This is a genomic window from Brevibacterium sp. H602, from assembly GCF_051172395.1.
In the GTDB taxonomy this organism is placed as follows: domain Bacteria; phylum Actinomycetota; class Actinomycetes; order Actinomycetales; family Brevibacteriaceae; genus Brevibacterium.
In genome coordinates, this window is the sequence record NZ_JBPIZD010000004.1 from 131,077 (window position 1) to 144,053 (window position 12,977).

At 65.9% G+C, this 12,977-nt stretch carries 12 protein-coding genes; all 12 read right to left on the reverse strand.

Translation table 11 applies throughout. The features are described 5' to 3' along the window. Nucleotides 1–13: 13 nt before the first annotated feature. Nucleotides 14–424 carry a transcription antitermination factor NusB gene (gene nusB, locus ACSBQT_RS04780; RefSeq protein ID WP_039207417.1) on the reverse strand — a complete coding sequence of 137 codons (411 nt, stop codon included), beginning with the start codon at nt 422–424 and terminating at the stop codon, nt 14–16. After that, the gene (efp, locus tag ACSBQT_RS04785) at nt 425–985 is read right to left on the reverse strand and encodes an elongation factor P (RefSeq protein WP_262776692.1); all 561 of its coding nucleotides are present in this window, start codon (nt 983–985) and stop codon (nt 425–427) included. A gap of 147 nt (nt 986–1,132) precedes the next feature. Next, the gene (gene aroB / locus ACSBQT_RS04790) at nt 1,133–2,254 is read right to left on the reverse strand and encodes a 3-dehydroquinate synthase (protein WP_410711428.1); all 1,122 of its coding nucleotides are present in this window, start codon (nt 2,252–2,254) and stop codon (nt 1,133–1,135) included. A gap of 171 nt (nt 2,255–2,425) precedes the next feature. Continuing rightward, nucleotides 2,426–3,064: a shikimate kinase gene (locus ACSBQT_RS04795; RefSeq protein ID WP_410711429.1), complete on the reverse strand. Its 639-nt coding sequence runs from the start codon at nt 3,062–3,064 to the stop codon at nt 2,426–2,428. Continuing rightward, nucleotides 3,061–4,260 (reverse strand): chorismate synthase, encoded by a 1,200-nt coding sequence (gene aroC / locus ACSBQT_RS04800; RefSeq protein WP_410711430.1) that lies wholly within the window; start codon nt 4,258–4,260, stop codon nt 3,061–3,063. Before aroC ends, ACSBQT_RS04795 begins: the two co-directional genes overlap by 4 nt. Before the next feature lie 10 nt (nt 4,261–4,270). After that, nucleotides 4,271–5,026 (reverse strand): prepilin peptidase, encoded by a 756-nt coding sequence (locus ACSBQT_RS04805; protein ID WP_435001015.1) that lies wholly within the window; start codon nt 5,024–5,026, stop codon nt 4,271–4,273. Nucleotides 5,027–5,063: 37 nt separating this feature from the next. Beyond that, nucleotides 5,064–5,984: a shikimate dehydrogenase family protein gene (locus ACSBQT_RS04810; protein WP_410711432.1), complete on the reverse strand. Its 921-nt coding sequence runs from the start codon at nt 5,982–5,984 to the stop codon at nt 5,064–5,066. A gap of 3 nt (nt 5,985–5,987) precedes the next feature. Continuing rightward, nucleotides 5,988–7,124, reverse strand: coding sequence for an endolytic transglycosylase MltG (gene mltG / locus ACSBQT_RS04815; RefSeq protein ID WP_435001016.1), 1,137 nt, complete (start codon nt 7,122–7,124; stop codon nt 5,988–5,990). Next, nucleotides 7,121–7,597 carry a Holliday junction resolvase RuvX gene (gene ruvX / locus ACSBQT_RS04820; protein ID WP_435001018.1) on the reverse strand — a complete coding sequence of 159 codons (477 nt, stop codon included), beginning with the start codon at nt 7,595–7,597 and terminating at the stop codon, nt 7,121–7,123. The genes mltG and ruvX overlap by 4 nt, the downstream gene beginning before the upstream one ends. Then, nucleotides 7,594–10,248, reverse strand: coding sequence for an alanine--tRNA ligase (gene alaS, locus ACSBQT_RS04825; protein WP_410711435.1), 2,655 nt, complete (start codon nt 10,246–10,248; stop codon nt 7,594–7,596). Before alaS ends, ruvX begins: the two co-directional genes overlap by 4 nt. A 206-nt stretch (nt 10,249–10,454) precedes the next feature. Beyond that, complete coding sequence (gene rpsD, locus ACSBQT_RS04830; RefSeq protein ID WP_373270422.1) at nt 10,455–11,096, reverse strand: 30S ribosomal protein S4; 642 nt, start codon at nt 11,094–11,096, stop codon at nt 10,455–10,457. Nucleotides 11,097–11,350: 254 nt separating this feature from the next. Then, nucleotides 11,351–12,940: a cation:proton antiporter domain-containing protein gene (locus ACSBQT_RS04835; RefSeq protein WP_435001019.1), complete on the reverse strand. Its 1,590-nt coding sequence runs from the start codon at nt 12,938–12,940 to the stop codon at nt 11,351–11,353. Nucleotides 12,941–12,977 lie beyond the last annotated feature (37 nt).

Sequence of the window (12,977 nt, forward strand, 5' to 3'; positions counted from 1 at the left end):
CGGACCCGCCGCCTCAGATGAGTGTCGGTTTGACGTCGAGGATGCGGGAGAGCAGCCCCGAGACGAAGCCGGGAGAGTCATCTGTGGAGAACTGTCTGGCCAGAGACACTGCTTCGTCGATGGCCACTTTGTCGGGAACCTCGTCGTTGAACAGCATCTCCCAGGTTCCGATCTCCAGCAGCGATCGGTCGACAGCCGGCATCCGATCCAGGGTCCAGCCTTCTGAGTAGGTGGAGATGATCTCGTCGATCTCCGCCTGCTTCTCGGTGATGCCCTTGACGATCTCGACCGCGTATTCCTTCATCGGGTAGTCGGGATCGTTCGACCGCATGGTGACGAGTTCGTCCATGGCCAGTCGACGCTGCCCGGCTTCGAAGAGCAGCTCGAGAGCCCGGCGACGGGCTCGGGTACGTGCGGACGCCACTTACTTGACGCGACCGAGGTAGTCGCCGCTGCGGGTGTCGACCTTGACCTTCACGCCTTCTTCGAGGAACAGGGGCACCTGGATCTCGTACCCGGTCTCGAGGGTCGCGGGCTTCGAACCGCCGGTCGAACGGTCGCCCTGAAGTCCGGGTTCCGTGTGGGTGATGGTCAGTTCCACCGAGGGCGGCAGCTCCACGGAGAGCGGGGTGCCCTCGTGGAAGGAGATCTGCAGATCCTGGTTCTCGAGCATGTAGTTCGCGGCGTCGCCGACGAGCTCTGCGGAGATGTTGACCTGGTCGTAGTCCTTGGCATCCATGAACACGTAGTCGGTGCCGTCATGGTAGAGGTACTGCATATCGCGGCGGTCGACGTTCGCGGTCTCGACCTTGGTGCCGGCGTTGAAGGTCTTGTCGATGATCTTGCCGGAGATGACATGCTTCAGCTTGGTGCGGACGAAGGCCGGTCCTTTTCCGGGCTTGACGTGCTGGAATTCGAGCACCTGCCACAGCTGGTTGTCGAGGTTGAGCACAAGGCCGTTCTTCAGGTCGTTCGTTGTCGCCACTAATTCGTCCTTCTTCGGTTCAGTCCTGATCACCGAATGGTGATCGCAGTCGGCACGACGCGCCGGAGAACCCCGAGGTGCGGGGTCGACGAACGCGCCACTGGGCAAGTCTAGCAAGCCCAGCGGGACGCTTCCATCCGGGCGGGGTCAGTTGAGGCCGAGGCCGATCCCGAGGGGAACCGTCGGCGAATCCTCGCCGATCTCCTGGTAGGCGGTGAAGAGAATGGAGGCATCGGGGATCTCGACGGTGCTCGGTTCGCCGATGTCGCTGAGCAGCACCATCCGCAGCATCGCTCCGCGGGCCTTCTTGTCTCTCTTCATCGTGTCCAGCAGCTGCGGCCACACGTCGGAACGGTAGCCCACCGGCAGTCCGAGCTTGCCGAGCAGTTCACGGTGGAGGTCGACGACTTCGTAGGGCAGGCTCTTGATCATCGACGCCACCTCGGCGGCGAAGACCATGCCCACCGATACGGCGGCACCGTGGCGCCACTGGTAACGCTCCTTGTGCTCGATCGCGTGGCCGAGGGTGTGGCCGTAGTTCAGTATCTCCCGGCGTCCGGACTCCTTGAAGTCTCCGGAGACGACATCGGCCTTGACCCGGATGGAGCGTTCGATGAGTTCGCGCAGCACGGGGCCGTGCACATCGGCGATTTCGTCCTTCGAATGGTTCGACACGAGATCGAGGATCGCGGGGTCGGCGATGAATCCGGTCTTGACCACCTCGGCGAGGCCGGTGAACAGTTCGTTCTCCGGCAGGGTCCCGAGCGTGTCGAGGTCGACGAGGACACCGGCGGGTGCGTGGAAGGAGCCGACGAGGTTCTTGCCTTCGGCGGTGTTGATCCCGGTCTTGCCGCCGACGGAGGCATCGACCATACCGAGCACGGTGGTGGGGATGTGGATGACCTTGATTCCGCGCAGCCAGGTGGCGGCGACGAATCCGCCGAGGTCGCTCACCGCTCCCCCGCCGACGGTGATGATCGCGTCGGTGCGGGTGAAGTCGGATTGGCCGAGGACCTGCCAGCAGAATGCAGCGACCTGGACGTGTTTGGCCTCTTCGGCGTCGGGGATCTCCGCGGCCACGGCCTCGAGACCGGCGGCGGCGAGGTCGTCGCGAACGGTCTCACCGGTGGTGCGCAGGGCGCGGGGGTGGATGACGAGGACCTTCTCGACACGGTTTCCGAGCAGCTCGGGCAGTTCGCCGAGCAGTCCCTGGCCGACGAGGACGGGGTAGTTCCCGCCGGCGTCCACATTGATGCGTGTGAGGCTCATTCGTCCGTCTTCCTGATCGTTCATCGTCTTCTCTCAAGGCTCGGCCGCCCGGTGAGTGCTCGGAGTCGAGCCACCTGTTCCGTGGGCCGGATCCAGCCTAGCCCTCACAGGCTCCCGGCGGCGAAACGGGTGACCGATGTGGTCGCAGGCGTCTCACCGCCGGGGCTGTGCTCAGCGCTGCTGACCGGATCCGTCGTCGTCGGGATCGGCGTACTTCGCGTACTCCTCGGCTCGCTGCAGACCGGTGAGGACGTCGACGACTCGGTTGACCACCGTCGACGGTGGGGAGTTCGAGGCCTGGACCCGGAAGGTCGCGACCTGTTCGTACAGCGGTTCGCGTTCGCTGACCAGGGCCAGCCAGTTCTCCACCGGGCTGCCGGCACCGCGCAGCAGCGGTCGGTGCGGGGCGGTCAGCCGCTGGGACACGGTGTCGACATCGATATCGATGTGCACGACCTTGATCGCCGGGTGTCGAAGCTGGGCTCGGGTGCCGGGGTTGAGGATCGCTCCTCCGCCCAGGGACACGATGCCAGGACGATCGAGCAGACGACGCAGCGCTCTGCGCACGACCTCCCGTTCGATGCGTCGGAAGTGATCTTCGCCGCGTTCGACGAAGATCTCCGAGATGACCCCGTACTTGTCGACGATGTTCGCGTCCGTGTCCGTCAGCGGCAGGCCGAGCCGGTCGGCGAGCAGCCGACCGATCGTCGATTTCCCTGCCGCCGGCGGACCGGAGAGCACGATGCGCGAGAGCGCGGCGGGGACCGGTTCCAAGGGCGGAACCGGTTTGGGCAGCGGGGTGTGGTTCATTGTCCGATGCGGAGGTTCTCCGGAATGGCCGCGACATAGGCGTCCAGGTTCCGCTTCGTCTCGGCAACGGAGTCTCCGCCGAACTTCTCGACGACGGCTTCGGCGAGCACGAGTGCCACCATGGCTTCGGCGACGACTCCCGAGGCGGGAACTGCGCACACGTCGGAACGCTGATGGTTCGCCTTCGCGGCCTCACCGGTTTCGACGTCGACCGTCGCCAGGGCACGCGGCACCGTGGCGATCGGCTTCATTCCCGCCCGCACACGCAGCGGGCCGCCCGTGGACATTCCGCCTTCCGTGCCGCCGGCACGATTGCTCGTGCGGCGGAATCCGTCGGGTCCGACTTCCAGTTCGTCATGGGCCTGTGAGCCGGGACGCTTCGTGGTGAGGAAGCCGTCTCCGACCTCGACGCCCTTGATCGCCTGGATGCCCATGAGGGCACCGGCCAGGCGGGAGTCGAGACGACGGTCCCAATGCACGTGGGAGCCCAGGCCCGGAGGCAGGTTGTAAGCGAGCACTTCGACGACTCCGCCGAGGGTGTCCCCGGCCTTCTTCGCCGCGTCGATCTCGGTGACCATCGCCGCCGAGAGGTCGGCGTCGAAGCAGCGGACCGGATCGGCGTCGAGGGCCTCGACATCGGCTGCGGTCGGCAGCGCGGGCAGCGCATCGTCGGCATGTTCTGCACCGCCGATGGCTACGGTGTGGGAGACGAGGGTGATGCCCAGTTCGCCGAGGAACTTCGCGGCCACCGTGCCCAGTGCCACGCGCATTGCGGTCTCACGCGCCGAAGCGCGCTCCAGCACGGGGCGGGCTTCGTCGAAGCCGTACTTCTGCATGCCGACGATATCGGCATGGCCCGGACGCGGCCGGGTCAACGGGGCGTTGCGCGCCAGTCCTTCGAGTTCGGACGCGTCGACGGGATCCGGGCTCATCACGGATTCCCATTTCGGCCATTCGGTGTTGCCGACCTCGATCGCCACCGGTGAGCCCAAGGTCTGCCCGTGGCGGACACCGCCGAGGAGACGCACCTCGTCGGCTTCGAACTTCATCCGTGCGCCGCGGCCATAGCCGAGTCGGCGGCGAGCCAGGCTCGCACGAATATCGTCCCTGGTGATCGGTACATGGGCGGGAAGCCCCTCAATGATCCCGGTCAGCGCTTCGCCGTGGGATTCGCCTGCAGTCAGCCATCTCAACATTCCACCGATTCTACAAAAGTATTGGGGCGAACAGGCACCCGAGCCACATGCCGGAAAGCATGGCCGGTCCGAAGGCGATGGTCACCCCGCGCACCCGACCGGCACGGATCGCGCCGATGAGCGCCCAGACGCCGCTGATGAGCATCATGGCGACAAGCACGAGGGCAGGTGCCCACGGGTCGAAGAGACCGGGCACGGCGAAGACGATGAACGCGAGCTTGACGTCCCCGAGCCCCATCGTCCGCACTCCCAGCAGTCGACCCACGAGGTGCAGCGCGGCGAAGGCGACGAGTCCGAGGATTCCGGCAAAGAATGACCAGAACCACATCGGCAGTTCTCCGAGCACGGAGCCCGTGATCAGGAGTCCCACGGCGACCAGAGACAGGGGGATGACGATCCGATCAGGCAGTCTGCGGACGCTCAGATCTGCGGAGATGAGGAATGGTGTGGCTCCGGAGACGAGTCCCAGCAGCAGGGCGGAGAGGATGCGATCGGCGGAGTTCGGCTGGTCTGGGGCGAACGTCGCTCCGTCCAGCGGCGCATAGGCGCTCCACCCTGTCTCCAGTGGTGCGAGCACGAAGAGGGTGAAGACGACGGCGACTGCCGCGGCGATGATGGGGCCGAGCAGCATCGGTCCCGGACCGCGTGCCCATCTGGATGACTGCCACCGCTGCAGGTGCGCGGAGTCGTTGAGCCAGGTCCGTGGGGTCACGGCGAGGATGAGACCGCAGGCCAGAGCGGCCAGAACCGTGACTCCGATGGTCATCCCGTGCAGCACCCCGGTGTTCATCGCGATCGCCGGTTCAGTCCTGAGCGCGGGCGGGTGGGCCCTCGAGTGCTGCGTACATGGCCGCCGTGATCCGCGCGGTCAGGTCGTCTGCCGCCGGCGGGGTGTTCGAGGTCGGCTGGGTCTCCGTCTCGGTTGGGTCGTCGGCCCTGGCTGCGGCGAGGAACATCTCGAACTGGGCGACGGCCTGTTCGACGAGCATGGCGGTTCCGGCGACGGGGCGCAGACCGTGTGCGGCGGCCGCGGCGAGGAAGGTCGAATCGGCGGCGTAGGCGACGTCGAGGGCGATCGCTCCGGGGGCGAAGGAATCTTCCCAGATCGGGTCGGGCGCCGCCTCGGCGGGCAGCGTGGAGATGACGATCGACGATGGACCGATCCGGGTCAGGTCGCCCACCGAGGCGGTCAGCCCGATCCGTTCGGCCAGCTCGAGAACCCGGCGGGCACGGTCCGGGTTGCGGACGCGGAAGTCCACGTGTGCGATCCCGAGATCGCGGCAGGCCACGAGCGCCGAGGCGGCCGTGGCTCCGGCGCCGAGGATCGTCGTCCGACCGGCTCCCGCGCCACCGGCCGCGGACGGACCCGATTCCCTGTGCGAGGCGATGGCACGCACGATGCCCTCGACGTCGGTGTTCGCCACCTGCACTTCTCCGCTGCGGCGGACAAGGGTGTTGCCGGCCGCCGTCAGTGCTGCCGTTTCGTCGACGGTCCACCCGCGTTCGGCAGCGAGCGTGACGAGTCGGTCCTTCAACGGCATCGTCAGTGAGAAACCGGTGTGATCGGGGTGGGAGTCGAGGAATCCCTCGAGCTCGTCGGCTCCGATTTCGTACCGGGAATACTCGCTGGATGCCAGGTTCAGCGCTGCGAAGGCGGCTCGGTGGAGCAGCGGGGATTTCGAGTGTGCGATCGGCGAACCGAGCACCGCGGCAACGATCTTCACCGGCTATCCGTCGTCCTTGCTGTGCTCGCGCAGCCACTTGCGGTAGATCTCGACGTTCTTCTTGTGGTCCTCGTAGTTGTCGGCGAACTTGGTCTCCCCCGTGTCCGGGTTGGTCGCGACGAAGAACTGCCAGTCACCGTCGGCGGGTTCGAGCGCAGCTTCGACGGCGCCCTTGCTCGGCGAGTTGATGGGACCGGGAGGCAGACCCTTCTTCTTGTACGTGTTGTACGGCGAGTCCGACTGGCGTTCCTTCTTCGTCGTCGTCAGGTCGGAGCGGGCACCGTGGATATAGGCCACGGTCGCATCCGATTGGAGGAGTCCTCCGGTCTGCGATTCGTCGGAGATGCGGTTGAGGAAGGACCTGGCGACCTTCGAGCGCACTTCGGGGTCACCCGGGGATTCCTTCTCCACGAGGCTGGCCAGAGTGAGGATGCGGTTGGCGTCCTTGCTCTCGATTCCCAGTTCGTCGAGTTCGGTCTCGGTCTTGTCGACCATCTCCTGGACGATGTCCTCGGCGGTCTTCTGCTTGTTGAGGTCGTAGGTCGCCGGGTACAGATACCCCTCGAGGCTCGGTGCGTCGATCTCGAGTCCGTAGTCCTTCGGGGTCTTGTCGTCGATGGCTTTGTCGACCTCATCGGCGTTCATCCCCGATTCGATCATGATCGCCTTGATCTCTTCGACCTGTTTGCCTTCGGCGACCGTGATCTTCGGCGGGGCGATGGGGTTGATGAGCGCTTCGACCGCGGCCTTCGAGCTCATCTTCTCCCGCATCGTCCAGGTTCCGGCCTGGATGGTCGCCTCACGGCGTTCGATCTCGTCGAGGAAGGGTTCGGAGTTCATGATCACTCCGGCTTCGACGAGCTGGTTGGCCACGGTGCGGGCCGAGGATCCGGGAGCGATCTCGATCGAGACCTCGTTCGTGCCCTGCCCCTCGTAGTCGCCTTTCGGTCCGAACAGGTCATCGAAGACTCCCCCGGCCGCGCGCACACCGAAGAATCCCCCGATGCCGAAGACGAGGATGCAGATGATCACGATCGTCGTCGTGCGTCGCCGGCGCATCATTCTGCGCCGCTTCTTCGCGCGGATCTCTGCGCGGGACAGTCCTTCGTCTGTCGAGAACTCTCCGGTGATCGGGCTCATACGTCGTTCTCCTCGTCGGGCATCTCACGGCCGGCGGGGACACCGGTGTTGTGTTCGTACTCGAGGGCGTTCTGGAGGATGATCACGGCAGCTTGGGCATCGACGATCTCGCGTCGCTGGCGTGACGATTTCCCGGCTGCAGCGAGAGCCTGGTGGGCCTCGACTGTGGTGAATCGTTCGTCGACGAGACGGACGGATGTGCCAATGGCCGCGGCGATCCGGCGGGCGAATTCCAACGCCGAGGTGGCTGCGGCCCGGGCGGCGCCGTCGAGGGACTTCGGGTCCCCCACCAGGAGTTCGATGGGTTCGTATTCGTCGACGATATCGCGCAGCTGCCGCAGCGCCGCCGGTTCATCCCCTCGCCGAACGACGGTGAGCGGAGTGGCCAGAATCCCGTCGGGGTCGCTGGAGGCGACACCGATCCGCACGGAACCGATGTCGAGACCCAACCGGCGACCTCGGCGGAAACTCACTGGATGGCTGCTTTGACGGCCGCGATGGCTGACGGGATCGCCGCGGGGTTGCTGCCCCCGCCCTGGGCGAGGTCGGGCTTGCCGCCGCCTCCGCCGCCGAGTTCGCCGCAGGCCAGCGACACGAGCTTTCCGGCCTGCAGACCGGCGGCACGGGCCGCCTCGGTGGTGGCGATGACGACGACGGGCTTTCCGCTGCTGACTCCGATGCCGAAGATCACCGCCTGACGGTCGGCGACCCGGTTGCGCAGGTCGGTGACCAGTGTGCGGATGTCTCCGGCATTGGCGATATCGCCGAGTTCGGCCTGCACGAACAGCGTCTGGCCCACGGTCTGTGCCTCATCGAGGAACTTGCCCGAAGAGGCCAGCAGCTGCTGGGCGTTGAGGCGAGCGATCTCCTTCTCAGCGTCCTTGAGCCGGCTCATCAGGTCGGACACGCGTGATGTGACATCGGTGCCGGGGACCTTGAGCATCTCCGAGAGCGAGGACACGATGGTCCGCTCGGCGGCCAGGGACCGGAAGGCATCCATGCCGACAGCGGCTTCGATGCGTCGGACTCCGGAGCCGACGGAGGCTTCGGAGAGCACGGAGATCGGGCCGACTTCTGCCGAGGCACCGACGTGGGTGCCGCCGCAGAGTTCGCGGGAGAAGGGTCCGCCGATGTCGACGACGCGCACGACGTTCGGGTATTTCTCGCCGAAGAGCGCCATGGCACCAGACTTCTTGGCGTCGTCGAAGGACATGTATTCGGTGCCGACTTCGTAGTTCGAGCGCACTGCGAGGTTCGCGACCTCTTCGATCTCGGCCCGCATCTGGGCGCTCGGGGCTTCGGGGAACGAGTAGTCGAAGCGCATGTATCCGGGCTGGTTGAGCGAACCGGCCTGCACGGCGTGGCTGCCGAGGATCTCGCGCAGCGCAGCGTGGACGAGGTGGGTGGCGGTGTGGGCCTGTGCGCCTTGGAACCGGTGGTCGTGGTCGACGGCGGCGAGCACCTCGTCGCCGACGCGCAGCTCTCCGTCGATGACCTCGACCCGGTGGGCGGGCAGACCCTTGACCGGGTTCTGCACGTCGCTGACCCGGGCGGTGAAGCCGTGGCCGGAGATGAGGCCGACGTCGGCGCGCTGACCGCCGGATTCGGCGTAGAAAGGGGTCAGGTCGAGGACGACGTCGCCGCTCTGGCCGGCGGTGAGCACCTCGGCGGCCACACCGTCGACGACGATTCCGCGCACGCGTGAGTCGGATTCGAGTCGGTCATAGCCGACGAATTCGCTCTTGCCTTCGTCGAGCAGCGCCGAATAGGCGGACAGGTCGGTGTGGCCGCCGCCCTTCTTCGCCTTGGCATCGGCTTTGGCGCGGGTGCGCTGTTCGCTCATCAGCTCACGGAACCCGGCCTCATCGACGCTCAGTCCGGCTTCGGAGGCCATCTCGAGGGTGAGGTCGATGGGGAATCCGTGGGTGTCGTGGAGGGCGAAGGCGATGTCTCCGCTGATGGTCTTGTCCGCGCCATCGAGTGACTTCGCGGCATTGGCGAACAGCTGAGTGCCGGATTCGAGGGTGCGCAGGAACGCCTTCTCCTCGGCGTAGGCGACCCGGGAGATGCGGTCGAAGTCGGTTTCGAGCTCCGGGTAGGACAGCTTCATCGCCTGCATGGAGACGGGCAGCAGCTCGGGCAGGACTTCCTTCTTGACTCCGAGCAGACGCATGGCGCGCACGGCACGGCGGAGCAGGCGGCGGAGGATGTAGCCGCGGCCTTCGTTTCCGGGGCGCACTCCGTCGCCGATGATGATCAGTGCCGAACGGACATGGTCGGCGACGACGCGCAGCTGCACATCGGCGTGCTCGTCCTCGCCGTAGGTCCGATCGGCCAGACGGCTGGCGGCCTCGATGACGGGGAACACCTCGTCGATCTCGTACATGTTCTCCACGCCCTGGAGCAGGAAGGCGACACGTTCGAGGCCCATGCCGGTATCGATGTTCTTCGCCGGCAGCTCGCCGGCCACGTCGAAGTCGACCTTCGAGCGAACCTCGGAGAGTTCGAACTCCATGAACACGAGGTTCCAGATCTCGATGTAGCGGTCTTCATCGGCCACGGGGCCGCCGTCGACGCCGTAGGCGGGGCCGCGGTCGAAGTAGATCTCCGAGCAGTAGCCGCCAGGGCCGGGCTGGCCGGTGTGCCAGTAGTTGTCCTCGTTGTCGCGCAGCTGGATGCGCTCACGGGGAACGGAGGTCTCCTCGAGCCACATGTCGATGGTCTCGAGGTCGTCCTCGTGCACCGTCGCCCACAGCAGCTCCGGGTCGAAGCCGAGTCCGCCCTCGGCGACGGGGGTCGTCAGCAGTCCCCAGGCGAACTTGATGGCATCGCGTTTGAAGTAGTCGCCGAAGGAGAAGTTGCCGTTCATCTGGAAGAAGGTGCCGTGGCGGGTCGTCTTGCCGACCTCTTCGATGTCTCCGGTGCGCACGCATTTCTGGACGCTGGTGGCACGGTTGAACGGGGCCGGCTCACGGCCGGTGAGGTAGGGAATGAACTGGACCATTCCCGCGATGTTGAACAGGATGGACGGATCGGAGCTGATCACCGACGCCGAGGGGACCACGGTGTGCCCGTTCGCTTCGAAGTAGTCCAACCAGCGTTGTTTGATCTCTGCCGTCTTCAATCCAAGGCCTTTCAGATATTGCCTGTGCGCCGCCGGGCGAATGAGCCCGACGCGACACTTACTCGTGCATACCCGCACTTAACAGGGACTAGTTTAATGGCTCCGTCGCAATATGCGATGTGGCGCGGCGTGCCGTGAATGCACGACTGCCCGGAACCGTGCGGTCCCGGGCAGTCGCGGTGGCGCGATGCGCTGTGTTCGGCAGATCAGCGCGAGTAGAACTCGACGACGAGCTGAACGTCACAGGTGATCGGCACCTCTTCGCGCTTCGGGGTGCGCAGCAGAGTTGCCTGCAGGCCCTCGAGGTTCACGTTGAGGTATCCCGGCGTTGCGGGCAGAACGTCCTTGTGACCACCGGCGGCGGCGACCTGGAACGGATCCATCGAAGCCGAACGCTCGTGCACCTGGATGGTCTGGCCTTCCTTCACGCGGAAGGAGGGACGGTCCACGCGCTGTCCGTCGACCGTGATGTGACGGTGGACGACGAACTGACGGGCCTGGGCCATGGTGCGGGCGAAGCCCGAACGCAGGACGAGGGCGTCGAGACGCGACTCGAGGAGCTCGACCATGGTCTCACCGGTCAGACCGGGCAGACGGTTGGCTTCCTTGTAGGTCTTGAGCATCTGGGCCTCGCGGATGCCGTACTGCGCGCGCAGACGCTGCTTCTCCTTGAGGCGGACCGAGTAGTCGCTGTCGTTGCGACGACGGGCGCGACCGTGCTCACCTGGAGGGTACGGGCGACGCTCGAAGTACTTCTCGGCCTTGGGTGTCAGAGCAATGCCGAGGGCGCGCGAGAGGCGCGTCATGCGGCGATTACGTGCTGGTGCTGGCACTGTATTACCTTTCATCAATGTGTTCTGCCGCGGTGGGCCTTTGCGGTTCTCGCCCCGAACGCGACTGTTGTTTCCCCGGATGGGAAAGAGGGATTGAGCGTCGAGATCCGCTCGCACCGACCGCCTTTAGGGTGCAGGCACAACAGCTGTCTATCTTAGCGGGTGCAGGCGGAGTGTCGCAAAGCGGATCGGCGGCCTCGCCGCTGTGATCTTCCCGACTGCTGCGCACCGACAGCTCCAGCCGACCGCCTGGTCCGCGCTCACCGCTGTCACCGGCGGCGGCCGTCTTCGTGGCTGTCGATGGCGGCATCGGCCACGGCCGCTCCTGACCCGCTGTAGATGTTGATCACTGCGTGGACCCCGGCACGGGCGAAGTGCTCGGCCTGATCGGGGCGTTGAACGACGGCGGCGATGGTCCCGGGGAAGCCGGCGATGCGCAGCTGTTCGAGGGCGAAGGTGTTCGAATCGTGCAGCGCCATGGCGAGGACGACGGTGTGAGCGCTGCCGCCGACGACGAGGCGGTGCCAGAATTCGTGGTCGGTGGCGTCGCCTTCGAGCACTGTGAACTCATCGGCGTGCAGGGCTTCGATGACTGTGTGGTCGTTGTCGATGCCGATGACGCTGCGGTCGCCGCGTTCGACGAAGCGCTCGTAGGCTCCGCGACCGATGCGGCCCATGCCGAGGACGACGACTTCCGCATCTCCGGTGTCGAGCGGCCGATCACTGGCCCGCAGCCGGCTCTCGTTCTCATCCGGCAGGATCGCGTCGAGCTTCGCGACGATCCGGAGGCTGTAGGCGTTCGCCAGGGAGGAGCCGATCATCCCCAATGCCACGGCGAGGGCGGTGATGGTCAGCCAGTTGTCCTCGAAGAGTCCGTTGTCGACTCCGACGGCGACGACGATGAGTGCGAATTCGGAGAAGTTGCTCAGGGCCAGGCTGGTGCGCACGCTGGTGCGGTTGCGCAGGCCGAAGAGGCGACCCATGAGGTAGAAGCTCGCGAAGTTGAACGGCAGCAGCACGACGCACAGGGCCAGCGCCATGAGCAGATCCGACCAGGTGGGGACCGCTTGGAGCCCGATGACGACGAAGAACCCGACGAGGAAGAGCTCTTTGACGCTGAACAGCGACTTCGACATCTCCACGGCTCGCGGGTGGGTGGAGAAGAGAAGTCCGAGCACCAGGGCTCCGAGGTCGCCGTGGATGCCGACTGATTCGAAGGCGACATAGCCGGGGCCCAAGGCCATGACGACGCCGAAGAGGACGAGCAGCTCACCGCGTCCGACGCGATCGAGGATCCGTCGCAGCACCCAGACCACGGGAAAGATCAGGACGAGCGCGAACGCCCAGGGGCTCGGCGGCTCTTCGCCTGCGATCGTGATGAAGGCGACCGCAGCGAGGTCCTGGAGGACGAGGATCGCAATGGCGATCTGCCCGTAGTAGGACCCGTCGTCGGAGCGGTCTTCGAGCACTTTGACGACGAGCACCGTGGAGGAGAAGGAGAGGGCGAAGCCGAGCAGCGCCAAGGTGCCCAGTCCCCCGCCGACGCTGACGATTCCGATGGCGGCGGCAGCTCCGATCGTCCCGGCGCCGAGGAGGACCACCGTGATCATGTGCAGCGCAGCGGTGCCGTGGGCTTCGGGTTGGAGCAGGGAGCGCAGATCGAATTTCAGTCCGATCGTGAACAGCAGCAGGACGACTCCGATGTCCGATACCTGCTGCAGTCCCGCGAAGGCGGTGAAGCCGAAGACGTGCAGGAGGAATCCGGCCGCGAGGAAACCGACGAGCGGCGGGACGCGCAGCTCATGGGCGATGAGTCCCAGCGCCAACGCGGCGGCGATCGTGATGACGATGTCTGCCATGCCGTCCTCCTCGATCGGCGCTGCCCGCGACGGTGCC